The organism is Variovorax paradoxus EPS, from assembly GCF_000184745.1.
In the GTDB taxonomy this organism is placed as follows: Bacteria; Pseudomonadota; Gammaproteobacteria; order Burkholderiales; family Burkholderiaceae_C; genus Variovorax; species Variovorax paradoxus_C.
The window spans coordinates 3,414,228-3,439,101 of record NC_014931.1; the positions used below are offsets into that span (position 1 = coordinate 3,414,228).

Consider the following 24,874-nt stretch of genomic DNA (forward strand, 5'->3'; position numbering starts at 1 on the left):
GCGCTCAGTTCATTTCAGATCAGCTTGACGAGTTGCTTGCCGAAATTCTTGCCCTTCAGCAAACCCAGGAAGGCCTCGGGGGCGGATTCGATGCCCTGCGCGACCGACTCGCGCGGCCTCAGCTTGCCGGTGCCCACCAGCGTGCCGAGCTCGGTCAGCGCCTCAGGCCACACTTCCATGTGCTCGCTGACGATGAAGCCCTCGATCTTCAGCCGGTTGATGAGGATCAGCGCCGGGTTCGCCAGCGGCAGCGGCGCGCCGTCGTAGCCCGCGATCATCCCGCACAGCGCCACGCGTGCAAAGGCGTTGCAGCGCAGCAGCACCGCATCGAAGATGTAGCCGCCGACGTTCTCGAAGTAGCCGTCGATGCCGTCGGGACAGGCTTCCTTCAACGCCGCGCTCATCGACTTCACGTCGGGGTGCTGGCGGTAGTCGATGCAGGCGTCGAAGCCGAGTTCGTCGGTCACGTACTTGCACTTGTCCGGGCCGCCCGCGATGCCGACCACGCGCAGGCCGCGCGCCTTGGCCAGCGCACCGAAGGCGCTGCCCACCGCGCCGCTGGCCGCCGTGATGACCACGGTTTCGCCGGCCTTGGGCGCAATGATCTTCACGAGGCCATACCACGCGGTCACGCCCGGCATGCCGACCGCACCCAGGTAGTGCGACAGCGGCACGTGCGTGGTGTCGACCTTCTTCAGCGCGCCGGGCTGCGAGGCATCGACCACGCTGTACTCCTGCCAGCCGCCGAAGCCGACCACCTTGTCGCCGACCGCGTACTTCGGGTGCTTGCTCTCGACCACTTCGCCAACGGTGCCACCCTGGAAGACCTGGCCCACGGGCTGGTTGGCGGTGTAGCTCTTCGAGTCGTTCATGCGCCCGCGCATGTACGGGTCGAGGCTCATGTAGTGGTGGCGCACCAGCACCTGGTTGTCGGCGAGCGCGGGCGTCTGGACGGTCACCAGCTTGAAGTTGCTCGCGGTGGCTTCGCCTTCGGGGCGGTTGTCGAGGTGGATCTGCTTGTTCGTGGGCATGGGGTTCTCCTGGGGAATTCGTTCGTTCGTCGGTCAGTCGGTGGAAGGCGGCCGCATCGCGTTCGCGCTGGCGGGGCCCGTCGGCAGGCGCCGCTTCACGTACTTGAAGGTGCCTGTGGCATGGGCGCACACGCGCTCCTGCTCGTCGTAGATCTTGGCTTCGGTAAACGCCAGCGTCGCGGTGCGATGAATGAGCGTGCCGCGCGCATGCAGCGGGCCGACCGAGGGCTGCATGAAGCTGGTCTTCATCTCGATGGTGACCACGCCGGTCTCGGGCGCCACGCTGCGCGCGGCTGCGGCCATGGTGATGTCCAGCAGCGTCATGCAGGCGCCGCCGTGCGTCACGTCGAAGGTGTTCAGGTGCTCGGGCTTGGCGGTGTAGATGATCTCGGACTCGCCGCCCTCGAACTTCGTGAGTTCGAAACCCAAGTGGCGTGCGAACGGAATCTGGCTCGTGTACGAGCGGATGTTGATGTCGGAGGAAGGAGAAGAAGCGTCTGTGGTCATTGAATCTTTTCGTGAGACACCGCGGAACCGGCTTCGCCGGGCCGCTGGTGTTGCCCCCGGTGAGGGGCTTGGCGCGCGCGACACGAAGTGCGCGCAGCCTGGGGGAGAGCCTTACGCTGCGCCGAGGACCACGCTCACGCCGCCGTCCACCGCCAGCCACTGGCCGGTGATGTGCTTGCCGGCATCGCTCGCGTACAGCAGCGTCAGGCCCTTCAGGTCTTCGTCGTCGCCCAGGCGGCCCAGCGGCGCCTGCGCGGCCATCTTCTCTTCGCCCAGCGACTTGATGAGGCCCGCCGCCATCTTCGTCATGAAGAAGCCCGGGCAGATCGCATTCACCGTGATGCCGTACTTGCCCCACTCGGCCGCCAGCGTACGGGTGAAGCCGATCACCGCGGTCTTGGAGGTGTTGTAGGCCAGCGTCTGCATCTCGGGCGGGTTGCCGTTCAGGCCGGCGATGGAGGCGATGTTGATGATGCGGCCCGTCTTCTTCGGGATCATGTAGCCGTTGGCGATCTGCTGCGACAGGATGAAGTAGCCGCGCACGTTGAGGTTCATCACCTTGTCCCACGCTTCGACGGGGTGGCTCTCGGCGGGCGAACCCCAGCTCGCGCCGGCGTTGTTGATGAGGATGTCGACCGCGCCCATGCGCTGCAGCGTCTCGTCGGCGAGGCGCCGGGTGTCTTCTTCCTTGGAGCAGTCGGCGGCGATCCAGCGTGCGTCGATGCCGGCGGCCTGCAGCTCGGCGGCGGCCTGCTCCAGGTCGTCGGCCTTGCGCGAGCTCAGCATGATCTTGGCGCCCGCTTCGCCGAGTGCATGGGCCATCTGCAGGCCCAGGCCGCGCGAGCCGCCGGTGATGAGGGCGGTCTTGCCCTTGAGGTCGAAGAGCTGTTGAGTGGTGCGAGCGGTCATGGGTTGTCTCCGGTGTTCTGTGAGAGGTAGGTCGATCAGATTTCGTAATCCATGCACTGGCGGGCTTCACGGACTGCGCCGATGAAAGGCTTGAGCGCCACATGCTGCGGATGATCTGCATACGCGGCGAGCGCGGCTGCATCGGTGAATTCCGAATACAGCACCAGGTCATAGGTGGCTTCGAGCCCGGGCTGGGCAATGGCCACCTCGAAGCGGTGCGTGCCTGGCGAGAGCTTGGCGCAGGCATCGAGCAGCGCCTTGGCCTTCAGCAGGTTGGTCGCCTTGTCGGCACCTTCGGCGTGTTCCTTGAACTTCCACATCACGATGTGCTTGAGCATGGTGCGGGCTCTCCTGCCTACTTCTTCTTGCCGTCGTCCAGGCGCGAACGCACATAGATGAGCACGACGCCCACCAGCGCGATCACGCCGCCGGGCACGGCCATCGACCATCCGAGCGTGGCATCGGTGCGGCCCGTAGCAATGCCGAGAATCAGCAGGAACAGGCCGCCGTAGATCAGGATCCAGATCCACTTCTCGAGCCGCGCATGCGGCTTCGGGGGTTTGACGGGGGTGGGAGTGTTGGGGGCGGCGTTGGCCATTGTCAGAAAGCGTCCTCGGGCAAAGCGGTACAGGTCGGATCACGGCTCTCGACCACGTTGAGCCAGGCACCGATTTTCGGCAGCTCGTAGTGGAAGAAATAGTCCGTGGCGCCGATCTTGCCAGCTGTTACCGCCCTCGCCTTGTCCGCGTCGATCTCGAGCGCCCGCCGCGCCACGTCCAGCCAGAGCCAGGCGAGCACCGTGTGGCCGAAGGCCTGCATGTACGGCACGGCGTTGGCCAACGCGTCGGCCGGGTCGCCGGTGGACCAGGCGGCCTCGGTGGCGCTCCCGATGCGCTGCAGCGCGTCGCCCAGCGCCTTGGCATGCGCCGCGAGCGCCGGCACCTTGGCCGTGCGGCCGATGGTCTCGGTGATGCGGCCGGCCAGGAGTTGCAGGCCGCGGCCCTTTTCCATCAGCACCTTGCGGCCCAGCAGGTCGGCCGCCTGGATGCCGTGCGTGCCCTCGTGGATCATGTTCAGGCGGTTGTCGCGCCAGTACTGCTCCACCGGAAAGTCGCGTGTGTAGCCGTAGCCGCCGTGCACCTGGATCGCCAGCGAATTGGCTTCCAGGCACCACTCGCTCGGCCAGCTCTTGGCGATGGGCGTGAGAACTTCGAGCAGCAGGCGCGCGTCGTCAGCCGCCTGTGCGGCGCCGGTCTTCTGCGTGTCGACCAGCCGGGCGCAATACAGCTCTAGCGCCAGCGCGCCTTCGCAATACGCCTTCTGCGCGAGCAGCATGCGGCGCACGTCGGCGTGTTCGATGATGCGCACCTGCGGGCTGGCGGAGTCCTTCACGACCTGGCTGCCGGCGCCCGCTTCTGGCTTCTTCACGAGGCGGCCCTGCGGCCGGCTCTTCGCGTATTCGAGCGAGGCGTAGTAGCCCGCCATGCCGAGCATGGTCGCAGCCGTGCCCACACCGATCCGGGCCTCGTTCATCATGTGGAACATGCAGTGCAGGCCCTTGCCGGGCGCGCCGACGAGGTAGCCCACGGCGCCCGCCTTGCCATCGACCGGGTACTTGCCCTCGCCGAAGTTCAACAGCGTGTTGGTCGTGCCGCGCCAGCCCAGCTTGTGGTTCAGGCCCGCCAGCGCCACGTCGTTGCGCTCGCCGGTCAGCTCGCCCTTGGTGTTGACCATGCGCTTGGGCACGATGAAGAGCGAAATGCCACGCGTGCCCGGCACCAGCTTGCCGTTCTCGTCGGGGATCTTGGCGAGCACGATGTGCACGATGTTCTCGGTCAGTTCGTGGTCGCCGGACGAGATCCACATCTTGTTGCCGGTGAGCCGATAGCGTGGGCCGAGCGGATCGTCCTGGTAGTCCGCGCCATCGGGCACGGCGCGCGTGGCCACGTCGCTCAGCGACGAGCCGGCCTGCGGCTCCGACAGGCACATGGTGCCCGCCCAGCGGCCCGAGAACTCGTTCTTCGCGAACACCTCTTTCTGCGTCTCGGTGCCATGCACCATCAGCAGGTTGGCGTTGCCGCTGGTGAGCATGTTGGAGCCGATGCTCACCGAGGCCATCGCGAAGAAGCTGTTGGCCGCGGCCGACAGCGTGTAGGGCAGCTGCATGCCGCCGATGTCGTAGTCCTGCGCGGCGCTCATCATTCCCGATTCGACGAAAGCCTTGTGCGCGTCGTGCGTGGCCTTCGGCAGGATGACTTTCTCGCCGTCGAAATGCGGCTCCTGCGTGTCGACCGTGCGGTTGAACGGCGCGTACTTCTCGCGCGCGATGCGCTCGCAGGTGTCGAGCACCGCATCGAAGGTTTCGCGCGAATGGTCGGCGAAGCGTTCGCTCTTGTTGAGCGACTCGGCATCGAGCCAGTCGTAGAGCAGGAAGTCGAGGGTGGGACGCAGGCTCATGGGGTGTCTCTTCTGGCTACTTCTTCGAGGATTCGGGCAGCTTCGCGATCGTGCCCTGCGCGAGCGCGCAGAGCTTTTCCACACCGCCGGTCACCGCGAAGATCTCGCAGGTGCAGACGGCTTGCGAGCTGCCGGTGTGCACGGCCTTGGCACGCGCGATCAGACGATCGCCGACGGCTGGCCGCACGTAGTTGATCTTGAATTCGGAGGTCACCACCGGCACGCGCAATGCGGTGCCGCCGGCGAAGGTCAGCGCGTTGTCGGCCATGTAGCTCACGATGCCGCCGTGGGCGAAACCGTTCTGCTGCTTGAGCTGCGCGGTCAGCGGCAGCTGGAGGTCGACTTTTCCCGGCGACAGCGCATGCATTTCCGCACCGATCAGCACGCTGAAGGGCTGCGAGGCGAGAACGCCCCGCCCCATTTCGAGCATGGCCAGGAAGGCTTCGGGCGAGACCTGTGTGTCGCCGCCCGACATGATTACAAGACCTCGAACACGCCCGCGGCGCCCATGCCGCCGCCGATGCACATCGTGACCAGCACCTTCTTCGCGCCGCGACGCTTGCCTTCGATGAGCGCGTGGCCCGTCAGGCGCTGGCCGCTCACGCCGTAGGGGTGGCCGACGGCGATGGCGCCGCCGTCCACGTTCAGGCGGTCAGCCGGAATGCCCAGCTTGTCGCGGCAGTAGATCACCTGCACCGCGAAGGCTTCGTTCAGCTCCCACAGGTCGATGTCGTTGACCGTGAGGCCCAGGCGCTTGAGCACCTTCGGGATCGCGAAGACGGGGCCGATGCCCATCTCGTCGGGCTCGCAGCCGGCCACGGCAAAACCGAGGAAACGGCCGAGGGGCTTCAGGCCCTTTTGCTGCGCGTACTTCTCGTCGACCACCACGCAGGCGCCGCCGCCGTCGGAGAACTGGCTGGCATTGCCGGCCGAGATCAGGCCGCCGGGCATGGCCGAGCGGATGCCGCTGATGCCTTCCTTGGTGGTGCCGGGGCGGATGCCTTCGTCGTTCTCGATCGTCACTTCCTTCGTGCGCAGGCCCATCACCGGGTCGGCCACGCCGGCCAGAACGGTGATCGGGGCGATCTCGTCCTTGAAGCGGCCGGCTTCCAGCGCGGCGGTGGCCTTCTGCTGGCTGGCTGCGCCGTATTCGTCCATCGCGTCGCGGCCGATGTTGTAGCGCTTGGCGACCTGCTCGGCCGTCTGCAGCATGTTCCAGTAGATCTCGGGCTTGTGCTTCACGAGCCAGGGGTCGGCCAGCATGTGCTTGTTGGCTTCGTTCTGCACGCACGAGATGCTCTCGACGCCGCCGGCCACGTACACGTCGCCTTCGCCCGCGATGATGCGTTGCGCGGCGGTGGCAATGGTCTGCAGGCCCGAGGAGCAGAAGCGGTTGATCGTCATGCCCGAGGTGGTGACGGGGCAGCCGGCGCGCAGTGCGATCTGGCGCGCGATGTTGGAGCCGGTGGCGCCTTCGGGCGTGGCGCAACCCATGATGACGTCATCGACTTCGGCGGCTTCGATGCCGGCGCGCGAGATGGCGTGCTGAACGGCGTGGCCGCCGAGCGTGGCACCGTGCGTCATGTTGAAGGCACCCTTCCAGCTCTTCGCGAGCGGCGTGCGGGCGGTGGAAACGATGACGGCGCTGGTCATGGTGAGGTCCTTTGAAGATGGAAGGGAAAAGAGGGTGTGGTCGTCATTGCGCCGGAGCAGCGTTCGTGTTGCTCAGGAGCTGGTGATAGAAGCCGATCATCTCGCCGTAGTTCGAGAGGGCCAGGCGTTCGTTGTTGCCGTGAAAGCGCGCGAGGTCTTCGCCCTTCACACGGAACGGCGAGAAGCGGAAGACGGCGTCGCTCACGAGGCTGAAATGGCGCGAGTCGGTCGCGGCCGTCATGAGGCCCGGGGCCACGACGGCATCGGGAAAGGTCTGGCGCACGGCCTGCTGGATCGCGCGGTAGCCGGTGCTGTCGGTCGGCGACACGGGCGACGGCTCGGAGTTGCCGGGATAGCGCTTGATCTTGATGTCGTCGTTGGCGAGCGCCTTGCGCAGATGCGCCTCGACGCTGTCGATGGTGTCGCCCGGGAGGATGCGGAAGTTGACCGCCGCCTCGGCGCGGCCGGGCAGCACGTTGTCCTTGTTGCCGGCGCGCACGATGGTGAGTGCGGTGGTCGTGCGCAGCATGGCGTTGCTGCTCGGGCTCTTCTCGAGCTGGCCACGCACCAGCGGCTCGGTGAGCCACAGGTTGGAGAGCATCACGCGGTTGACGCCGCTCATCTCGGGCGCAAGCGCGCCGAACATCTGGCCGGCCACGCCCTTGATGCCGCCGGGCATCGGATTGGCTTCGAGCCGCGCGAGCGCCGCGCTCATGCTGCCGATGGCGCTGTGCTGCGGCGGCATCGACGAATGGCCGGGGGCCGTGTCGAGCGAGAGGAAGAAGGTGCCGTAGCCCTTCTCGGCCAGGCCGATCAGTGCCGCGGGCTTCGAGAGGCCGGGCAGCACGCCGTCGAGCACCAGGAGGCCTTCGTCGAGCACCCAGTCGAGGCGCACGTTGCGCGACTTGAGCAGTTCGGCGATGGGCAGCGCACCGCGCAGGCCGCTCACCTCTTCGTCGTCGCCCATCACGAGGTAGACGGTCTGTTTCGGCTTGAAGCCGGCGCCGATGAGCAGCTCGATGGCTTCCATCTGCGCGAAAAGATTGCTCTTGTTGTCGAGCGTGCCGCGGCCCCAGACGAAGCCGTCCTTGATCTCGCCCGCGAAGGGGTCGACCGTCCAGGCCTTCTCTGTGCCGGGGGCGATGGGCACCATGTCCTGATGCGCCATGAGAGCGATCGGCTTGGCCGACGGATCGGTGCCGGCCCATGTGTAGAGCAGCGCCTTGTTGCCCACCACTTCCTTCTTGAGGGTGGCGTGGACCTTCGGGTACTGCTGTTCAAGATAAGCGTGCAGCTTGTCGAACTCGGCCGCGTTGGCGGCCGGGTCATCAAGGCCCGACACCGTGCGGAACGTGATCGCCGTCGACAGCCGCTTGGCGGCCGCCTGCACGTCGATGTCCAGCTTGGGTGCAGGCGCCACCGCCAGTTGCTGCGATGGCGTGGTCCAGGTCTTGACCGCCACGGCGGCCACCAGCAACACGATTGCCAGCAGCAGCCCGAGGAAGATGCGTTTCAACATAGGCGGTCAGGACTTTCGGATCAGCTGAAGGACTTGCCTTCGGCCACCAGCTTCTGGATCAGCGGTGCGGGCTGCCAGAACTCGGCGTCGTCGCGCGGGTTCTTCGCGAAGCGCTTCATCGACTCGGCCACGTTGTAGAGACCCACTTGCGACGCGTAGTGCATCGGGCCGCCGCGCCAGATCGGGAAGCCGTAGCCGGTGAGGTACACCATGTCGATGTCGCCGGACTTCGAGGCGATGCCGTCTTCCAGGATGTGCGCGCCTTCGTTGACCAGCGCATACACCAGTCGCTGCACGATCTCTTCATCGGAAATCTTGCGCGGCGTGATGCCCAGTTCCTTGCGGTGGTCCTCGATCATCTTGTTGACCAGGTCCGAGGGAATCGCATCGCGCTTGCCGGCCTGGTAGTCGTACCACCCTGCTCCGGTCTTCTGGCCGAAGCGGCCCAGTTCGCAGAGCTTGTCGGCCGTGCGGCTGTACTTCATGTCGGCGCGCTCGGTGGCGCGGCGCTTGCGAATGGCCCAGCCGATGTCGTTGCCGGCCAGGTCGCCCATGCGGAACGGACCCATGGCGAAACCGAACTTCTCGATGGCCTTGTCCACCTGCTGCGGCGTCGCACCTTCATCGAGCAGGAAGCCGGCCTGACGCGAGTACTGCTCGATCATGCGGTTGCCGATGAAGCCGTCGCACACGCCCGAGACCACAGAGGTCTTCTTGATCTTCTTGCCGATGGCCATGACCGTGGCGAGCACGTCCTTGGCGGTGGCCTTGCCGCGCACCACTTCGAGCAGCTTCATCACGTTGGCCGGGCTGAAGAAGTGCATGCCGACCACGTCCTGCGGACGCTCGGTGAACGAGGCGATCTTGTCGACGTCGAGCGTCGAGGTGTTGGAGGCCAGGATCGCGCCCTTCTTGGCCACGCGGTCGAGTTCCTTGAAGACCTTTTCCTTGACGCCGATTTCCTCGAACACCGCCTCGATGATGAGGTCGGCATCCTTCAGGTCGTCGTAGCTCAGCGTGGTGCTCAGGAGCGCCATGCGCTGCGCGTACTTGTCCTCCTTGAGCTTGCCCTTCTTGACCTGGGCTTCGTAGTTCTTCTTGATGGTGGCGACGCCGCGATCGAGCGCCTCCTGCTTCATCTCGAGAATCTTCACGGGGATGCCCGCATTCAGGAAGTTCATCGAGATGCCGCCGCCCATGGTGCCGGCGCCGATCACGCCGACCGAGTTGATCTCGCGCTTGGGCGTGTCTTCGGGCACATCGGGAATCTTGCTCGCGGCCCGCTCGGCCATGAACAGGTGGCGCAGCGCCAGCGATTCGGGCGTGAACATCAGCGCGGTGAAGATGCGGCGCTCCTCGGCCATGCCTTGGTCGAACTTCATCTTCGTCGCGGCCTGCACGGCATCGATGCACATGAGCGGCGCCGGATAGTTCTTCGACATGCCGCCCACCATGTTCTTGGTGAACTGGAAGTAGGCATCGCCTTGCGGATGCTTGCACGGCAGGTTGCGCACCAGCGGCAGCGCTTCACCTGTCTTGCCGGCCACGCTCTTGGCGAAGGCCACGGCTTCGTCGAACACCGACTCGGCCGATGCTGCCAGCTTGTCGAACAGCTTCTGGCCCGGCAGGCTCGCGAGCAGTTCGCTCTTCACAGGCTCGCCGCTCACGATCATGTTGAGGGCGGTTTCCACGCCGATCACGCGCGGCAGGCGCTGCGTGCCGCCGGCGCCCGGAATGAGGCCGAGCTTGACTTCGGGCAATGCGATGCTGGTGCCCGGCGCGGCCACGCGGTAATGGCAGCCGAGCGCCAGTTCGAGGCCGCCGCCCATGCACACGGAGTGGATGGCTGCGACGATGGGCTTGGGGGAGGCTTCGAGCGTGAGGATCACGCTCAGGAGGTTGGGCTCTTGCAGCGCCTTGGGCGTGCCGAATTCCTTGATGTCCGCACCGCCGGAGAACGCCTTGCCGGCGCCGGTGATGACGATGGCCTTGACGGCGTCGTCGGCATTGGCCTTGGCCAGGCCATCGGTGATGCCGATGCGGGTCGAGAAACCGAGACCGTTGACCGGAGGGTTGGTCAGTGTGATCACGGCGACATCGCCGAGCACTTTGTATTCAGCCGTCATGCTGCGTTCCTTGGTGTGTGAAGAAAAAGAAGAAAAAGCACGAGTGTTCTTTTTCGGAAGATTCTAGGCTTTTGTCGCGACGCAACAATGGCATGCAGTCGCTGTCGAGACAAGGCCCCCAACCGTTCGCGCCAGAGCCCGCAATCCGTTCGGGCCAGAGCCCGCAATCCGTTCGGGCTGAGCTTGTCGAAGCCTGCGCGCGCCCTGGCGGCCCTTCGACAAGCTCAGGGCGAGCGGGGTTTGCTCAAACCTCCAGCCACTCTTTGCGAGTGGTGGCGTCGGCGCGCAGGCTGTCCGGCGTGCCGTCGAACACGATGCTGCCGTGGCCCATCACGAGCGCGCGGTCGGAGATCTGCATCGCGATGGTGAGCTTCTGCTCGATCAAAAGCACCGAGATGCCCTTGTCCTTGAGTGTGCGCAGGTACTGCCCCACCAGCTCGACGATCTTGGGCGCAAGGCCTTCGGTGGGCTCGTCGATGATGATGAGATCGGGGTCGCCCATCAGCGTGCGGCACAGCGTGAGCATCTGCTGCTCGCCACCCGAGAGCACGCCGGCTTCTGTGTGCTGGCGTTCCTTCAGGCGCGGGAACATGGTGTACATGTCGTCGAACTGCCAGCGGCTGCCCTTGCCCGTGCCCTTCTGCCCCAGGAGCAGGTTCTGGTGCACCGTGAGCTTGGGAAAGATGTCGCGGTTCTCGGGCACGTAGCCGATGCCCAGGTGGGCGACCTCATAGGCCTTCTTGCGCAGGATGTCCTGGTCCTTCCAGCGCAGCGTGCCTTCGGCATGCACCAGGCCCATGATGGCCTTGGCGGTGGTCGAGCGGCCCGAGCCGTTGCGGCCCAGCAGCGCGACGATCTCGCCAGGGCCGACGTCGAACGAAACGCCATGCAGCACATGGCTCTTGCCGTAGTAGGCGTGGATGTCGTGAAGCTTCAGCATGTCAGTGTCCCGCTCCCTGTGCATCGGCCACAGAGGACCCCAGATACGCTTCTTGAACCCGCGCATTGGCGCGAACTGCAGCGGGCGTATCGAAGGCGATGACTTCGCCATACACCACCACCGCGATCTTGTCGGCGAGTCCGAAGACCACGCCCATGTCGTGCTCCACCGTCAAAAGCGTCTTGCCGACTGTCACGTGCTTGATGAGCGAGATGAAGTGCGAGGTCTCCGTTTTGCTCATGCCGGCCGTGGGTTCGTCCAGCAGGATGACGCCCGCACCGCCCGCGATCGTCACGCCGATTTCCAGCGCGCGCTGCTCGGCATAGGTGAGGTTCACCGCATGCACGTCGCGCTTGCGCTCCAGGCCGATCTGCTTGATGAGCTCCTCGGTGCGCGCATTGGCGTCATCGAGGTTCGAGAGAAAGCGCAGGAAGGTGTACTTGTAGCCCAGGCTCCACAGCACGCCGCAGCGCAGGTTCTCGAACACGCTCAGCTTCGGGAAGATGTTGGTGATCTGGAAGCTGCGCGAGAGGCCCAGCCGGTTGATCTCGTAGGGCTTCTTGCCGTCGATGCGCTCGCCGTTCAGCAGCACCTCGCCGCTGGTGGGCGTGAGGCGACCGCTGATCAGGTTGAACAGCGTCGACTTGCCCGCCCCGTTCGGGCCGATGATGGCCACGCGTTCGCCGGCGTTCACCGCCAGGTCCACGCCGCGGATGATTTCGGTCTTGCCGAAGTTCTTCCGCAGCGCCTTCAATTCCAATGCGTACGCGCTCATTTACGCCGCCTCCCGACGTTTGATTTCTGCTTCTATTTCTTCCTGTGCGCGACCCCAGACGCGCACGAAGCGGCGTCGTGCCACTTCCAGCGCAGCCAGGCCGATCGTCAGGATCACCGCCGCGCCGAGCCAACTGCCCACGCCTGCCGTGTCGAGCGCAACACCGAAGAAGTTCAGCGTCGGGCCCATCGCCGCGTTGAGCTGGATGTGATAGATCATCTCGATGAGTGCCGCCGCGCCGATGACCACCGGAACCAGCGCCACCGCGATGGCGAGGTACAGCAGCCAGAAGCGATCGAACTTGCCGAACTTCGCGACGCGCAGGTTCATCATGATCAGGCTCGCGATACCGCCCGGGGCGAACATCACCATGAACACGAACACCAGGCCGAAGTACAGCTGCCAGGCTTTGGAGAGTTCGGACAGCAGGATCGATGCGAACACCAGCAGCACCGCGCCGATGATCGGCCCGAAGAAGAACACTGCGCCACCCAGGAAGGTGAAGAGCAGGTAGCCGCCCGAGCGGATGGCGTTCAGGCTGTCGGCCGCGTTCACGATCTCGAAGTTGATCGAGGCCAGGCCGCCGCCGATGCCGGCGAAGAAGCCCGCGATGATGAACGCGAAGTAGCGCACGCGCTGCGTGTTGTAGCCGATGAATTCGACGCGCTCCGGGTTGTCGCGCACCGCGTTCAGCATGCGGCCGAGCGGCGTGCCGGTGAAGGCATACATGAGCGCGGTGCAAACGAAGCAGTACGCGGCGATCAGGTAGTACACCTGGATCTGCGAACCGAAGTTGAAGCCGAAGAAAGTCGGGCCGTACACGCGGTCGGTGGTGATGCCGCCCTCGCCGCCGAAGAAGCTCGGGAACATCAGCGCCATCGAGGCCACCAGTTCGCCGATGCCCATGGTGATCATCGCGAAGGTGGTGCCCGACTTCTTGGTGGTCACGAAGCCCAGCAAGATTGCGAAGAACATGCCGGCCAGGCCGCCCACCAGCGGAATGAGCACCAGCGGAATCTGCATGCCGCCCTTCGCGCCCATGTTCATCGCATGGATCGCGAGGAACGAGCCGAGGCCCACGTACACCGCATGGCCGAAGCTCAGCATGCCGCCCTGCCCCAAGAGGATGTTGTAGCTCAGGCAGATGATGATGAGGTAGCCCATCTGCGAGAGCATCGTGAGCGCCAGGCTGCTCTTGAAGAGCAGCGGCGAGACGATCAGCACGACGGCGAAGAGCGTCCAGATCAGGTAGCGCCCGATGTTCCAGGGCTTGAAGCGGTAATACTGCGTAGAAGTTGCTGTGGTCATGGTGTCAGTCCTCCCGTTTGCCCAGAAGACCCTTGGGCCGGAAGATGAGGATCAGCACCAGGAACAGGTACGGCAGGATCGGCGCGACCTGCGAGATCGTGAGCTTGAGGAGCTCGTAGCCGAAGGTCTGGTCGGTCACCGCCACGCCGATGGCGCGCAGGCCCGTGGCCAGCGACTGGTCCATGGCGACCGCGAAGGTCTGGATGATGCCGATCAGCAGCGACGCGAGGAACGCACCGGCCAGCGAGCCCATGCCGCCGACCACCACCACCACGAAGATGATCGAGCCGACCGAGGCCGCCATCGCGGGCTCGGTGACGTAGGTGTTGCCGCCGACCACGCCCGCGAGGCCCGCGAGCGCGGCACCGCCGCCGAACACCAGCATGAACACGCGCGGCACGTTGTGGCCCAGCGCCTCGACCATGTCGGGGTGCTTGAGCGCCGCCTGGATCACCAGGCCGATGCGCGTGCGCGTGAGCAGCAGCCACACCGAGATGAGCATCAGCACCGCCACCAGCATGATGAAGGAGCGCGACTTCGGGAACTGCGTGCCGTAGAGCGAGAACAGCGGCCCTTGCAGTTGCGTAGGCAGGCCGTAAGGCACGGTGGAGCGGCCCCAGGCCAGCTGCACCAGTTCGAGGATGAGGTACGACAGGCCGAAGGTCACCAAGAGCTCGGGCACGTGGCCGAACTTGTGGACTCGCCGCAGGCTGTAGCGCTCGAACGCTGCGCCCAGCATGCCCACCAGCAGCGGCGCGATGAACAGCGCCGGCCAGAAGCCGATGATGTTCGACAGCGTGTAGGCGATGTAGGCGCCGAGCATGTAGAAGCTGGCGTGCGCGAAGTTGAGCACGCCCATCATGCTGAAGATCAGCGTAAGGCCAGAGCTCAGCATGAACAACAGCAAGCCGTAGCTGACGCCGTTGAGCAGCGAGATGACGAAGAATTCGACGTTCATCGGTCTTTCGGATGCGTGAAAAAGAAAGAGGCCCGAGTGTTGAAGTCGGGCCTCGACCAGCTGGACGACAGATCAGGAAGCCGCGGCGCCGGGTCGCTTCATCTGGCACGTCGTCGGGGTGCTCGAGACGTAGGGCTCGTAGTACTTCACCGGTGCCAGCGTGTAGCCGGTGTTTTCGGGGCTGTACGGGTTCTTGGCGTCGGCCTTCTGCCAGCGCGTGATCCACAGCCCCTGCTGCAGCTGGTGGTCGGCCTTGCGCATCTCGACGTCGCCATTGAAGCTCTTGAACTTCATGCCTTCCATCGCGGCCGCGACCTTCACGGGTTCGGTCGACTTGGTGCGCACGAAGGCTTCGCTCAGCATCGCGTACACCGTGTAGATGTCGGTGGTGTACATGTCGTCGTTGAAGCGCTTCTTGAACTCGTTCATCAGCGGCTGCACCGGGCCCGGTGCGTTGTAGTGGCTGTAGCCCACCTGGTAGACCTTGCCGTCCGAGGCCGCGCCCATGGCGGTCGGCGTGCCGTTGGTCACGGCGTAGTAGGTGTAGAACTTGACGTTCAGGCCCGAGTCGTTGGCCGACTTGATGAGGAGGGCCAGGTCGGAGCCCCAGTTGCCGGTGATGACCGTGTCGGCGCCCGACGCCTTGATCTTGGCGATGTACGGCGCGAAGTCGCGCACCTGCGCCAGCGGGTGCAGGTCGTCGCCGACGATTTCCACGTCGGGGCGCTTGGACTTCAGGTTGTCCTTGGCGAACTTGGAGACCTGCTGGCCGTGCGAGTAGTTCTGGTTGATGAGGTAGACCTTCTTGATCTCGGGCTGGTCCTTCATGAAGGTGGTCAGCGCCTCCATCTTCATGGAGGTGTCGGCATCGAGGCGGAAGTGCCAGTAGCTGCACTTGCTGTTGGTGAGGTCGGGGTCGACGGCCGCGTAGTTGATGTACAGCACTTCCTTGCCCGGGTTGCGGGCGTTGTGCTTCTCGAGCGCATCGATGATGGCGAGCGCGGGGCCGGAGCCGTTGCCCTGCACCACGTAGCGCGCGCCCTGGTCCATGGCCGAGCGCAGCGCGGCGGTGGTTTCCTGGGGGCTCAGCTTGTTGTCGATGCCGATGACTTCGAACTTCACGCCGGCCGCGTTCTTCTTGTTGAATTCTTCGGCCAGGAACTGGAAGGTCTTGAGCTGGTTCGTGCCCACCGCGGCCATGAGGCCCGAGAGCGGGTCCAGCCATGCGATCTTGACGGTTTCACCCTTCTGGGCCAGAGCACCGGTGGCACTCGCGGCAAGGATGGCTGCGGTAGCGATTTTCAGAGCGAACTTCACGATCTATATCTCCTGGTCAAACCGAATCAAAAAGCCTTGCACGAGCGTACAAGCGTTCCCGGCCCCTCCCCTCAGGGAATGCCCGAAGGGGGTGGCCGCAAAGGCCCGTTTCTATCGCGCAGGCGACAGCGCATTTCTCCAATTGCTACCCGCCGGTAGAGCGTTGCTACCAACGAGTAGGAAATGCGTTCACAAAGACGCCTAGGGGCGCTTCATCTGGCAGGTCGTCGGCGTGCTCGCCACATACGACTCGTAGTACTTCACGGGGACGTTCGTGTAGCCGGTGTTCTCGGCGTCGTAGGGGTACTTGGCGCTCGCCTTCTCCCAGCGCGAGATGTACAGGCCCTGCTGCAACTGGTGGTCGGCCTTGCGCATCTCGACCTCGCCGTTGAAGCTCTTGATCTTCATGCCCTCCAGCGCGGCCGCGACCTTGACCGGATCGGTCGACTTGGTCTGCACGAAGGCCGCATCGAGCAACGCGAACGTGTGATAGATCGACGACTGCGTGAGGTCGTCGTTCATCTTCTTCTTGTAGCCGGCGAGCAGCTTCTGGATCTCGCCGCCCATGTTGTAGTGGGCATAGGCCACGGTGTAGACCTTGCCTGCCGAGGTGGCGCCCATGGCCGTTGGCGTGCCGGCGCCCGGTGCGTAATACGTCAGGAACTTGACGTCCAGCCCCGAGTCGTTCGCCGCCTTGATGAGCAGCGAGAGGTCGGAACCCCAGTTGCCGGTGATGACCGTGTCCGCGCCCGAAGCCTTGATCTTGGCGATGTAGGGCGAGAAGTCGCGCACCTGCGCGAGCGGATGCAGGTCGTCGCCCACGATCTGGATGTCGGGGCGCTTGACCTTCAGGTCTTCCTTGGCGAACTTCGACACCTGCACGCCGTGCGCGTAGTTCTGCCCGAGGATGTAGACCTTCTTGATGTCGGTCTGGTCCTTCATCCAGGTGGTCAGCGCCTCCATCTTCATGGAGGTGTCGGCATCGAGGCGAAAGTGCCAATAGCTGCACTTGCTGTTGGTGAGGTCGGGGTCGACCGCCGCGTAGTTCAGGTAGAGCAGTTCCTTGCCCGGATTGCGCGCGTTGTTCTTCTCGATGGCATCGATGATCGCCAGCGCCGGGCCCGAGCCGTTGCCCTGGGTGATGTAGCGCGCACCCTGGTCCTGCGCCGAGCGCAGCGCGGCGGTGGTTTCCTGCGGGCTCAGCTTGTTGTCGATGGCGATGATCTCGAACTTCACGCCCGACGCGTTCTTCTTGTTGAACTCTTCGGCCAGGAACTGCGTCGTCTTGAGCTGGTTGGTGCCCACGGCGGCCATCAGCCCCGACAGCGGATCGAGCCAGGCGATCTTGACCGTTTCCCCCTTCTGGGCGAAGGCGGCGGTCACGCTCACCAACATGGCACAAGCAGCGACTGACTTGAGAGCAAATTGCATGAAGAGTCTCCTGGATGAAATGGCGGGGATGAGGCGGATGCCAGCGTACAAGCGCCCTTTTCTTCGCCGCACAGGGATTGCCCGCAAGGAAGCCCGCCGGAGCGGTCTTCCTATCGCGTGCGCGACAGTGCGGTTGGGCCTTGGCGGTGCTTCAGAGCGTGGGCAGCTTGTAGTCCTTGAGCAGTTCGCGCAGCTTCGTTTTCAGGATCTTTCCGGTGGCGCCGATCGGAATGGCCTCGACGAAGACCACGTCGTCGGGGATCTGCCACTTGGCGGTCTTGCCTTCGTAGAACTTGAGCAGTTCCTCGCGCGTGACTTCGGCGCCGGGCTTCTTCATCACGGCGATGATCGGCCGCTCGTCCCACTTCGGATGGAACACGCCGATGCAGGCGGCCATGGCCACGGCCGGATGCGCGACCGCGATGTTTTCGATTTCGATGGAGCTGATCCACTCGCCGCCGGACTTGATCACGTCCTTGCTGCGGTCGGTGATCTGCAGGTAGCCCTCGGCGTCGATGGTGGCGACGTCGCCGGTGGGGAACCAGCCGCGGCCCTGTGCATCGGGAATGAGCGGATCGCCGCCCTCGCCCTTGAAGTACTCCTTGACGATCCACGGTCCCTTGACCAGCAGGTCGCCGTAGGCCTTGCCGTCCCAGGGCAGCTCGTTGCCGTCGCCGTCGACGATCTTCATGTCCACGCCGAAGATCGCGCGGCCCTGCTTCATGCGGATCTGCAGCTGCGCCTCGGGCGACAGCGACTCGTGCTTGTTCTTGAGCGTGCAGAGCGTGCCCAGCGGGCTCATCTCGGTCATGCCCCAGGCGTGCAGCACCTCCACGTTGAACTTCTGCTGGAACGCCGTGATCATGGCCGGCGGGCACGCCGAGCCGCCGATGACGGTGCGGTTGAGCTTGCTGAATTTCAGGTCGCCCGCCTGCATGTGGCCGAGCATCATCTGCCACACGGTGGGCACGCCGGCCGCGAAGGTCACGCCTTCGGACTCGATCAGCTCGAACACCGACTTGCCATCGAGCGCCGGACCGGGGAACACGAGCTTGCAGCCCACCAGCGCCGCCGAGTACGGAATGCCCCAGGCGTTGACGTGGAACATCGGCACCACCGGCAGGACCGAGTCGCGCGCCGACAGGCGCATCACGTCGGGCAGGGCCGCCGCGTACGCGTGCAGCATGGTCGAGCGGTGGCTGTAGAGCGCGGCCTTCGGGTTGCCCGTGGTGCCGCTCGTGTAGCACATGCTCGAGGCGGAGTTCTCGTCGAAGCTGGGCCATTCGTAGTCGGTCGGCTGCGCACCCATCCAGCTTTCGTAGCTCACCAGATTGGGAATGCCGCTGTCGGCCGGGAGCTTGTCGGCATCACAAAGCGCAATCCATTTCCGGATCGTGGGGCACTTGGCATGCACGGCCTGAACCAGCGGCAGGAACGTGAGGTCGAAGCACAGGATCTGGTCTTCGGCGTGGTTGGCGATCCAGGCGATCTGGTCGGGGTGCAGGCGCGGGTTGATGGTGTGCAGCACGCGGCCGCTGCCGCTCACGCCGTAGTACAGCTCCAGGTGCCGATAGCCGTTCCAGGCCAGGGTGGCGATGCGGTCGCTGAAGAGCAGCAGCTCGCCGTCGAGCGCATTGGCCACCTGCCGGGCACGCGATGCGATCCCGCCCCAGGTGGTGCGGTGAATATCGCCTTCGACACGGCGCGAGACGATCTCGCCATCGCCGTTGTGGCGCTCGACGAACTCGATCAGCGACGAGATCAAAAGCGGTTGGTCTTGCATCAAACCCAGCATTTACGGATTCCTTTTTTCAACAGAAGTCAGCGGTTTCAGAACTACGGCGATTCACGCAATTTATGTGCGTTCGCACAATGACAGAAACCCGCAGTCTGCGAGGACCGATCTGTCATCCGGATGACAGCCTGCGACCGCCGGAACGTGCAAGCACCTCGTCGACCACCTGACTTTCGCCATCACCGCGGCGGCCATCGCCGCCGCGGTGATGTGTTTCGATGCGCGCGCAGTGCTCAAGGCGCGCTGTTCTGCAATTGCGTCTTGCTGGCATCGAGCACGATCTTGCGTGGCCAGTTGGGCCAGGCAACGCCCAGGCCCGCATGGTTCGGATCGCCGGTGCGCGAGAACGCGGCGAGGCTGCCCACCATCGCATCCGACAGCGCCTCGCGTCCCGGCCGATTCGCCTCGCCGAAGGAGAACGAGAAGATGCTGGTGCCGAAGTTGTGGAACATGAAGGCCGTGTCCAGCCCGTGCGTGGCGCCATAGACGGTGTTGAACGGCGCCACCTGCTGGCTCCAGTCGAAGCGGTAGTACCAGGTCTTGGTCGGCATGTACTTGGCCACGGAATCGATCTGCGCGGGCAGGCCATTGAGGAAGATCGCGTTGGTGGCGAAATCCGATGCCGCCTTCCAGCCGTTCAGCGGCTTGTCTACCGGCAGGTAGGGCGCGTTGATCAGGTCGGCCTCGGTGAGCGTCACCGCTGCGTCGGGGTTGAAGTTGTATTGCAGGCCGAAGCGCTCGTAATCGGTGGGCTTGAAGCCCAGGCCCTGCCCCGTGAAGGTGCCGAACAGGTTGGCGAACAGCGCGCCTTCGTCGCGCGTGTTGCCGATCAGCATCGGCATCTTGTTGAACCTGCCGGCATTCACCTCGGCGAGCGAGTTCACCGGCAGGATCGCGCCGTCCTCGATCGGGGCCGGCGCGTTGCCCAGCGGCGGGCTCGCAAGCAGGTTGCCCGGCTTCGCGGCCTCGAGCACGATGGTCAGTAGCCGGTCCGCCGAGAGGCCGCGCAGGTAGGTAGCGATCTGCGCGTCGGTCTGCGAGCCCACCCAGGTATTGGCCGAGGCGGCGTCGGTAGCCTTGCCCTCGGCGATGGCGATCGCGTTGAGTAGCGCCTTCGAATAGGTCTGTGCGGTGGCACGCGTTGAGAAGGCCATGCCGCCGCTCAGCGGCACCGCCTTGTGCAGCAGCCCGGCCGACGCATTCGAGACCACCAGCCCCCAGGTGTTGACCGCGCCCGCCGACTGCCCCATCACCGTGACGTTGCCTGCGTCGCCGCCAAAGGCACCGATGTTGGCCTGGATGAACTTCAGCGCCTGCATCTGGTCGAGCAGCGCGAAGTTGCCCGAGTCGTTCTTCGCTTCGCCGGTTTTCAGTTGCGGCAGGTCGAGCCAGCCGAGCACGCCCACGCGGTAGTTGATCGTCACGACGACGGCGTCGCCGCGCTTGGCGAGTTGGGCACCGTCGTAGCCCGGATCGGCCGAGTAGCCAGAGATGTTGCTGCCGCCGTAGATATAGACGATCACGGGCAGCTTGGCGGCGTTGCCGGCTGGGCGCCAGATGTTGAGCGTGAGGCAGTCTTCGTCGCCCACCGGCTTGCCGAAGCCTTCGCGCACGGCAAGACCGAAGGGCGCGTCGTTGGGCGCGGGGCTGAAATAGCGTCCGCCCTGGGCGCAGCTGCGGCCGAACTTCGTCGCGGCGCGCACGCCCTCCCAGGACTTCGGGTCGGCGGGCGGCGCCCAGCGCAGGGCACCGACCGGCGGCTGCGCGAACGGAACGCCCTTCCAGAACAAGGTGCCCGTCCTGGCACTGTCGTCCACGCCTTCGATCTTGCCGGCGGTGGTCTGGCGAACCATGGGGCCGTCGGCGGCCGGGGGCGGTGCAGCCGGCGGCGGGGGCGCCACCGGAACGATCGGTGTGAAGGTAAAGCCGGAATCCGAGCCGCCGCCGCAGGCGGACAGCGCAATGCACGCCGTCACGGCCATGGCGCGCGCTACTGCGCCTGCCGCCGTTTGCCTGGTCGGGTCCTGGTTTTCCGTTGTCTCTGTATTCATTTGTTTGTCTCCACACCGGGTTAATCGGAATTCCTGCGTCGGTGTCCGGCGGCCATACTCCGGCCGACCGGACCCGCCAGAAAATTCTAGAAACGGACCGCGTTTCCCCCGCTATCGCAAGCGAGCCAATTCAATGACTTCAGGAGCCTCCATGCCGCATGCCCAGCGCCGCCCGCAACGCCGGCCGGACGGCCCCCGGCAGCAACCGGAACTGCGGACCAGCTCAGCCGCCTGGCTCGAAGGCGTGCTCTCGATGTTCGAGTCCGAGGGTCTGGACGTGCCCTCGCTGCTGCGCGAGGCGGGCTTCGATCCCGACTCCCTGCACCGGCAGAACGCGCGCGTGCCGGTCGACGAAATCTCCGTGCTCTGGCAACTGGCGGTGGCGCGCGCCGGCAAGCCCACGCTGGGCCTGCACCGCGACCTGGCCGCCACGCACAGCAAGCTGGGCACGGTCGGCCACGCCATGTCATGCAGCGCCGACCTGGGTGCGGCGCTGACGCTGCTCACGCGATACATGGCGGTGATCTCGGATGCGACCGCCTTCTCGATGCAGCCAGAGCCACGCGGCTGCTGGCTGGTGATGGCGCACACGGGCGGCAGCCTGCCCATTCCACGCCAGCGCGTCGAATACGCGCTGCTGACCGGGCTCATGCAATACCAGTGGCTCACGCGCCGTGCAATCGAGCCGCTGGCCATGGAATTCGTCTACCCGTCCCCGGCCGACGACCGGCTGCACCGCGAGGCCTTCGGCTGCCCGATCCGCTACAACGCGCCCGCCAACCGCATGCTGCTGGCAGCGACCGACATGGCCATGCCGCTGCCCACCTACCACCCGACGCTCGGCGAAATGCAGGAGCACCTGCTGGACGACCAACTCAACCTGCTGGGCCAGACCACCACCAGCACCCTGGTGTGCGCAGAAATCGCGCGCCGGCTGCCGCATGGCGAGCCGCGCCGGCAGGACGTGGCCGCGGGCCTCGGCCTCGCGGAGCGCACGCTGCAGCGGCGGCTGCAGGAGGAGTCGGTGTCGTTCCAGTCGCTGCTCGACCGCACTCGCCGCGAGTTGGCGCAGCAGTACCTGGCGGAAGACCGCCACACCCTTACCGACGTCGCGGACATGCTCGGATTCGTCGACAGCAGCAACTTCTTCCGGGCCTGCAAGCGCTGGTTCGGCCTGCCGCCCGCGCAATACCGGGCGCGGATCTGGGACACGCCCGCGCTGGCCCACTGAATCGTTCCGGGCGCGATGGCCCGCATGGCAAGGGGTTACGCCCGGTGCCGGACAATCCGGGCATGAGCCTGCTTGCTGAAGACACGGACGTCGCTGACCTGGGATTGCGCTGGAAACCTGGTTTCGCGGCTCTCGGCCCCGCCTTTCTCACCCATCTGCGTCCCACGCCCCTGCCCGACCCGTACTGGGTGGGCCACAGCGAGGCGGTGGCGCGCGAACTGGGGTTACCCGCCGATTGGCGGCAATCGGACACCACGCTCGCGGCGCTGACCGGCAGCCTGCCGGCTTCCGGCACCAACCCTTTCGCCACGGTCTACAGCGGGCACCAGTTCGGCGTGTGGGCCGGCCAGCTCGGCGATGGCCGGGCGATCATGCTGGGCGAAACCGAAGGCGGGCTCGAGGTGCAACTGAAGGGCGCGGGCCGCACGCCCTACTCGCGCGGCGGCGACGGCCGCGCGGTGTTGCGCTCCAGCATCCGCGAATTCCTCTGCAGCGAGGCCATGCACGGCCTTGGCATCCCGACCACCCGCGCGCTCAGCGTGACCGGCTCCGACGCCCGCGTGTACCGCGAAGAGCCCGAGAGCGCCGCGGTCGTTGCCCGCGTGGCGCCGAGCTTCATCCGCTTCGGCCACTTCGAGCACTTCGCAGCCAATCAGCGCGAAGACGAGCTGCGCGCCCTCACCGATTACGTCATCGACCGCTACTACCCGGCCTGCCGCACCACCGACCGCTTCAACGGCAACGCGTACGCCGCCTTCCTCGAAGCCGTGAGCGAGCGCACCGCCGCCCTGCTCGCCCAATGGCAGGCCGTGGGCTTCTGCCACGGCGTGATGAACACCGACAACATGAGCATCCTCGGGCTCACCATCGATTACGGGCCGTTTCAGTTCCTCGACGGCTTCGATCCGCGCCACATCTGCAATCACAGCGATACCAGCGGCCGCTACGCCTTCAACCAGCAGCCGAACGTGGCGTACTGGAACCTCTTTTGCCTCGCGCAGGCGCTGCTGCCGCTGATCGGCGACCAGGAAGTCGCCGTCGCCGCGCTGGAGTCGTACAAGACAGTGTTCCCGAACGCCTTCGAGGCCCGCATGCGCGCCAAGCTCGGCCTCGCCGATGCGGCCGAGGCCGACCGCGCGCTGATCGAAGGCGTGCTCAAGCTGCTGGCGGCGGGCAAGGTCGACTACACGATCTTCTGGCGCCGCCTCTCGCAGTACATGGCCGACGGCAACGCGGAGCCGGTGCGCGACCTGTTCCTGGACCGCGCGGGCTTCGACGCCTGGCTGCTCTCATTTTCAGAGCGCCATGCGCAGTCGGTGCGTTCGGAAGCCGCCGATCTGATGCTTCAATTGAACCCGAAATACGTGCTGCGGAACCACCTGGGCCAGCAAGCCATCGAAGCGGCTGCACAAAAAGACTTCTCGGGTGTGGCAACCTTGCTCACGCTGCTCGAAACCCCATTTGAAGAACACTCCGGTGCCGACGCATACGCCGGCTTCCCGCCCGACTGGGCTTCCACGATTGAAATCAGCTGCTCATCATGACCAATCCCGTACAGAAAACCGACGCCGAATGGAAAGCCGTGCTCGCTGAAAAAGGCGCGGAACCCGCCGCCTTCGAAGTGACCCGCCACGCCGCCACCGAACGCCCCTTCACTGGCAAGTACGAAGCGCACTGGGACGACGGCACGTACCACTGCGTGTGCTGCGGCGCCAAGCTGTTCGAGTCGGGCACCAAGTTCGACGCCGGCTGCGGCTGGCCCAGCTTCTCGGAAGAAGCGGTGCCCGGCGCCATCAAGAACATCGTCGACCGCTCGCACGGCATGGTGCGCACCGAGAATGTCTGCGCCAATTGCGGCGCACACCTCGGGCACGTGTTCCCCGACGGCCCGACGGAAACGGGCCTGCGCTATTGCATGAACTCGGCGTCGCTCGATTTCCAGAAAAAATAAATGAAACTGATCCTCGACTTCTTCCCGATCCTGCTGTTCTTCGGCGCCTACAAGCTTGCCGACATCTACACCGCCACCGGCGTGCTGATGGCCGCCACCGTGGTGCAGATGGCCGTCATCTATGCGATGGAGCGCAAGCTCCAGGCGATGCAGAAGGCCACGCTGGTGCTGATCCTTCTGTTCGGCACGCTCACGCTGGTGCTGCACGACGACCGCTTCATCAAGTGGAAGCCCACCGTGCTCTACGGCGCGATGGCGATCGCGCTGGCCGTGGCGCTCTGGGCGCTGAAGAAGAACTTTTTGAAGATGCTGCTGGGCTCCCAGCTCGAACTGCCCGATCGCATCTGGGGTCGCCTGAACGTCGCGTGGATCGGCTACTGCCTCTTCATGGCGCTCATCAACGGCTACGTGGCGGCCTATTTCACCACCGAGGCCTGGGTCAACTTCAAGCTCTGGGGCTATGTGTTCCCGATCGTCTTCCTGGTGGCGCAGGGCCTGTACATCGCGCCGCACCTGAAAGAAGACAAGCCGACCGCATGACGAGCACGACCACTCCCCTGCCGACGCCGGCCGCGCTCGAAGCGGCATTGCGCGAAGCACTGGCTCCCACGCAGCTCGAAGTGATCGACGAAAGCGCCGCGCACGCAGGCCACACGGGCGCCAATGCGGAGGGCTACGGCACGCATTTCCGGGTGCGCATCGCCTCCCCGCTCTTCGAGGGGAAGCCTCGCGTGGCGCGACATCGCCTTGTGTATGATGCCCTCCAAGTTTTTATCGCACAGGGTCTGCACGCCATCGCCATCGAGGTGCTCTGAGTCGTCCGTACTGGTTGCACGGGGTTGCGCGCGGTCTTCGCCGCGATGCCCCAGTCCTCTTTCTTCCCCGTTTTGTTCGTCTCTCTCCGCTTTCTTTCAC

Annotated in this window: 23 protein-coding genes; 5 read left to right on the top strand and 18 right to left on the bottom strand. The window is 65.2% G+C overall.

Going from position 1 to position 24,874, the window contains the following annotated elements; all coding sequences use genetic code 11:
• Positions 1–14: 14 nt before the first annotated feature.
• The 18 genes from VARPA_RS15835 to VARPA_RS15920 form a co-directional block, all read right to left on the bottom strand.
• On the bottom strand, positions 15–1,031 hold the full coding sequence (locus VARPA_RS15835) for an NADP-dependent oxidoreductase (protein WP_013541591.1): 1,017 nt from the start codon (positions 1,029–1,031) through the stop codon (positions 15–17).
• A 33-nt stretch (positions 1,032–1,064) separates the two neighbouring features.
• Positions 1,065–1,538 (bottom strand): PaaI family thioesterase, encoded by a 474-nt coding sequence (locus tag VARPA_RS15840; RefSeq protein ID WP_013541592.1) that lies wholly within the window; start codon positions 1,536–1,538, stop codon positions 1,065–1,067.
• A 111-nt stretch (positions 1,539–1,649) separates the two neighbouring features.
• Positions 1,650–2,447, bottom strand: a complete 798-nt coding sequence (locus tag VARPA_RS15845) for an SDR family oxidoreductase (RefSeq protein ID WP_013541593.1) — start codon at positions 2,445–2,447, stop codon at positions 1,650–1,652.
• Between the two features lie 35 nt (positions 2,448–2,482).
• The gene (locus tag VARPA_RS15850) at positions 2,483–2,785 is read right to left on the bottom strand and encodes a Dabb family protein (RefSeq protein ID WP_013541594.1); all 303 of its coding nucleotides are present in this window, start codon (positions 2,783–2,785) and stop codon (positions 2,483–2,485) included.
• A gap of 17 nt (positions 2,786–2,802) precedes the next feature.
• Positions 2,803–3,045 carry a hypothetical protein gene (locus VARPA_RS15855; protein WP_013541595.1) on the bottom strand — a complete coding sequence of 81 codons (243 nt, stop codon included), beginning with the start codon at positions 3,043–3,045 and terminating at the stop codon, positions 2,803–2,805.
• A gap of 2 nt (positions 3,046–3,047) precedes the next feature.
• Entirely contained in the window at positions 3,048–4,904 is a 1,857-nt protein-coding gene (locus VARPA_RS15860; RefSeq protein WP_013541596.1) for an acyl-CoA dehydrogenase, read from the bottom strand.
• A 16-nt stretch (positions 4,905–4,920) separates the two neighbouring features.
• A complete protein-coding gene (locus VARPA_RS15865) occupies positions 4,921–5,379 on the bottom strand; it encodes a PaaI family thioesterase (protein ID WP_013541597.1) in 459 nt (152 codons plus the stop codon).
• Positions 5,380–5,381: 2 nt separating this feature from the next.
• The gene (locus VARPA_RS15870) at positions 5,382–6,557 is read right to left on the bottom strand and encodes an acetyl-CoA C-acyltransferase (protein WP_013541598.1); all 1,176 of its coding nucleotides are present in this window, start codon (positions 6,555–6,557) and stop codon (positions 5,382–5,384) included.
• Positions 6,558–6,600: 43 nt separating this feature from the next.
• Complete coding sequence (locus VARPA_RS15875; protein ID WP_013541599.1) at positions 6,601–8,076, bottom strand: M20 family peptidase; 1,476 nt, start codon at positions 8,074–8,076, stop codon at positions 6,601–6,603.
• Positions 8,077–8,096: 20 nt separating this feature from the next.
• The gene (locus VARPA_RS15880) at positions 8,097–10,202 is read right to left on the bottom strand and encodes a 3-hydroxyacyl-CoA dehydrogenase NAD-binding domain-containing protein (RefSeq protein ID WP_013541600.1); all 2,106 of its coding nucleotides are present in this window, start codon (positions 10,200–10,202) and stop codon (positions 8,097–8,099) included.
• Positions 10,203–10,446: 244 nt separating this feature from the next.
• On the bottom strand, positions 10,447–11,142 hold the full coding sequence (locus tag VARPA_RS15885) for an ABC transporter ATP-binding protein (RefSeq protein WP_013541601.1): 696 nt from the start codon (positions 11,140–11,142) through the stop codon (positions 10,447–10,449).
• A 1-nt stretch (position 11,143) separates the two neighbouring features.
• Positions 11,144–11,917 (bottom strand): ABC transporter ATP-binding protein, encoded by a 774-nt coding sequence (locus tag VARPA_RS15890; protein WP_013541602.1) that lies wholly within the window; start codon positions 11,915–11,917, stop codon positions 11,144–11,146.
• Complete coding sequence (locus VARPA_RS15895) at positions 11,918–13,225, bottom strand: branched-chain amino acid ABC transporter permease (protein WP_013541603.1); 1,308 nt, start codon at positions 13,223–13,225, stop codon at positions 11,918–11,920.
• Positions 13,226–13,229: 4 nt separating this feature from the next.
• Positions 13,230–14,183 carry a branched-chain amino acid ABC transporter permease gene (locus VARPA_RS15900; protein ID WP_013541604.1) on the bottom strand — a complete coding sequence of 318 codons (954 nt, stop codon included), beginning with the start codon at positions 14,181–14,183 and terminating at the stop codon, positions 13,230–13,232.
• A gap of 72 nt (positions 14,184–14,255) precedes the next feature.
• The gene (locus VARPA_RS15905) at positions 14,256–15,500 is read right to left on the bottom strand and encodes a branched-chain amino acid ABC transporter substrate-binding protein (RefSeq protein WP_013541605.1); all 1,245 of its coding nucleotides are present in this window, start codon (positions 15,498–15,500) and stop codon (positions 14,256–14,258) included.
• Between the two features lie 201 nt (positions 15,501–15,701).
• Entirely contained in the window at positions 15,702–16,931 is a 1,230-nt protein-coding gene (locus tag VARPA_RS15910) for a branched-chain amino acid ABC transporter substrate-binding protein (protein ID WP_013541606.1), read from the bottom strand.
• 151 nt (positions 16,932–17,082) lie between these two features.
• On the bottom strand, positions 17,083–18,726 hold the full coding sequence (locus VARPA_RS15915) for a 3-(methylthio)propionyl-CoA ligase (RefSeq protein WP_013541607.1): 1,644 nt from the start codon (positions 18,724–18,726) through the stop codon (positions 17,083–17,085).
• A 233-nt stretch (positions 18,727–18,959) separates the two neighbouring features.
• On the bottom strand, positions 18,960–20,777 hold the full coding sequence (locus VARPA_RS15920) for a carboxylesterase/lipase family protein (RefSeq protein WP_013541608.1): 1,818 nt from the start codon (positions 20,775–20,777) through the stop codon (positions 18,960–18,962).
• 151 nt (positions 20,778–20,928) lie between these two features.
• Here VARPA_RS15920 and VARPA_RS15925 point away from each other — a divergent pair, with 151 nt between their 5' ends.
• From VARPA_RS15925 to VARPA_RS15945, 5 genes are all read left to right on the top strand, one after another.
• Positions 20,929–22,008, top strand: coding sequence for an AraC family transcriptional regulator (locus tag VARPA_RS15925; protein WP_013541609.1), 1,080 nt, complete (start codon positions 20,929–20,931; stop codon positions 22,006–22,008).
• Positions 22,009–22,070: 62 nt separating this feature from the next.
• Positions 22,071–23,552 (top strand): protein adenylyltransferase SelO, encoded by a 1,482-nt coding sequence (locus VARPA_RS15930; protein WP_013541610.1) that lies wholly within the window; start codon positions 22,071–22,073, stop codon positions 23,550–23,552.
• Positions 23,549–23,959 carry a peptide-methionine (R)-S-oxide reductase MsrB gene (gene msrB / locus VARPA_RS15935; RefSeq protein ID WP_013541611.1) on the top strand — a complete coding sequence of 137 codons (411 nt, stop codon included), beginning with the start codon at positions 23,549–23,551 and terminating at the stop codon, positions 23,957–23,959. The genes VARPA_RS15930 and msrB overlap by 4 nt, the downstream gene beginning before the upstream one ends.
• Positions 23,960–24,499: a septation protein A gene (locus tag VARPA_RS15940; RefSeq protein ID WP_013541612.1), complete on the top strand. Its 540-nt coding sequence runs from the start codon at positions 23,960–23,962 to the stop codon at positions 24,497–24,499. It abuts the gene before it with no gap.
• On the top strand, positions 24,496–24,774 hold the full coding sequence (locus tag VARPA_RS15945) for a BolA family protein (RefSeq protein ID WP_013541613.1): 279 nt from the start codon (positions 24,496–24,498) through the stop codon (positions 24,772–24,774). The genes VARPA_RS15940 and VARPA_RS15945 overlap by 4 nt, the downstream gene beginning before the upstream one ends.
• Positions 24,775–24,874: the final 100 nt, after the last annotated feature.

What these genes read in the sequence shown, in the direction of transcription:
- VARPA_RS15880 (WP_013541600.1), bottom strand. Translation starts at nt 10,202, where the DNA reads ATGACGGCTGAATACAAAGTGCTCGGCGATGTCGCCGTGATCACACTG.
- VARPA_RS15875 (WP_013541599.1), bottom strand. Translation starts at nt 8,076, where the DNA reads ATGTTGAAACGCATCTTCCTCGGGCTGCTGCTGGCAATCGTGTTGCTG.
- msrB (WP_013541611.1), top strand. Translation starts at nt 23,549, where the DNA reads ATGACCAATCCCGTACAGAAAACCGACGCCGAATGGAAAGCCGTGCTC.
- VARPA_RS15940 (WP_013541612.1), top strand. Translation starts at nt 23,960, where the DNA reads ATGAAACTGATCCTCGACTTCTTCCCGATCCTGCTGTTCTTCGGCGCC.
- VARPA_RS15925 (WP_013541609.1), top strand. Translation starts at nt 20,929, where the DNA reads ATGCCGCATGCCCAGCGCCGCCCGCAACGCCGGCCGGACGGCCCCCGG.
- VARPA_RS15930 (WP_013541610.1), top strand. Translation starts at nt 22,071, where the DNA reads ATGAGCCTGCTTGCTGAAGACACGGACGTCGCTGACCTGGGATTGCGC.
- VARPA_RS15895 (WP_013541603.1), bottom strand. Translation starts at nt 13,225, where the DNA reads ATGACCACAGCAACTTCTACGCAGTATTACCGCTTCAAGCCCTGGAAC.
- VARPA_RS15835 (WP_013541591.1), bottom strand. Translation starts at nt 1,031, where the DNA reads ATGCCCACGAACAAGCAGATCCACCTCGACAACCGCCCCGAAGGCGAA.
- VARPA_RS15850 (WP_013541594.1), bottom strand. Translation starts at nt 2,785, where the DNA reads ATGCTCAAGCACATCGTGATGTGGAAGTTCAAGGAACACGCCGAAGGT.
- VARPA_RS15860 (WP_013541596.1), bottom strand. Translation starts at nt 4,904, where the DNA reads ATGAGCCTGCGTCCCACCCTCGACTTCCTGCTCTACGACTGGCTCGAT.
- VARPA_RS15900 (WP_013541604.1), bottom strand. Translation starts at nt 14,183, where the DNA reads ATGAACGTCGAATTCTTCGTCATCTCGCTGCTCAACGGCGTCAGCTAC.
- VARPA_RS15865 (WP_013541597.1), bottom strand. Translation starts at nt 5,379, where the DNA reads ATGTCGGGCGGCGACACACAGGTCTCGCCCGAAGCCTTCCTGGCCATG.
- VARPA_RS15920 (WP_013541608.1), bottom strand. Translation starts at nt 20,777, where the DNA reads ATGAATACAGAGACAACGGAAAACCAGGACCCGACCAGGCAAACGGCG.
- VARPA_RS15845 (WP_013541593.1), bottom strand. Translation starts at nt 2,447, where the DNA reads ATGACCGCTCGCACCACTCAACAGCTCTTCGACCTCAAGGGCAAGACC.
- VARPA_RS15890 (WP_013541602.1), bottom strand. Translation starts at nt 11,917, where the DNA reads ATGAGCGCGTACGCATTGGAATTGAAGGCGCTGCGGAAGAACTTCGGC.
- VARPA_RS15945 (WP_013541613.1), top strand. Translation starts at nt 24,496, where the DNA reads ATGACGAGCACGACCACTCCCCTGCCGACGCCGGCCGCGCTCGAAGCG.
- VARPA_RS15910 (WP_013541606.1), bottom strand. Translation starts at nt 16,931, where the DNA reads ATGCAATTTGCTCTCAAGTCAGTCGCTGCTTGTGCCATGTTGGTGAGC.
- VARPA_RS15840 (WP_013541592.1), bottom strand. Translation starts at nt 1,538, where the DNA reads ATGACCACAGACGCTTCTTCTCCTTCCTCCGACATCAACATCCGCTCG.
- VARPA_RS15855 (WP_013541595.1), bottom strand. Translation starts at nt 3,045, where the DNA reads ATGGCCAACGCCGCCCCCAACACTCCCACCCCCGTCAAACCCCCGAAG.
- VARPA_RS15870 (WP_013541598.1), bottom strand. Translation starts at nt 6,557, where the DNA reads ATGACCAGCGCCGTCATCGTTTCCACCGCCCGCACGCCGCTCGCGAAG.
- VARPA_RS15885 (WP_013541601.1), bottom strand. Translation starts at nt 11,142, where the DNA reads ATGCTGAAGCTTCACGACATCCACGCCTACTACGGCAAGAGCCATGTG.
- VARPA_RS15915 (WP_013541607.1), bottom strand. Translation starts at nt 18,726, where the DNA reads ATGCTGGGTTTGATGCAAGACCAACCGCTTTTGATCTCGTCGCTGATC.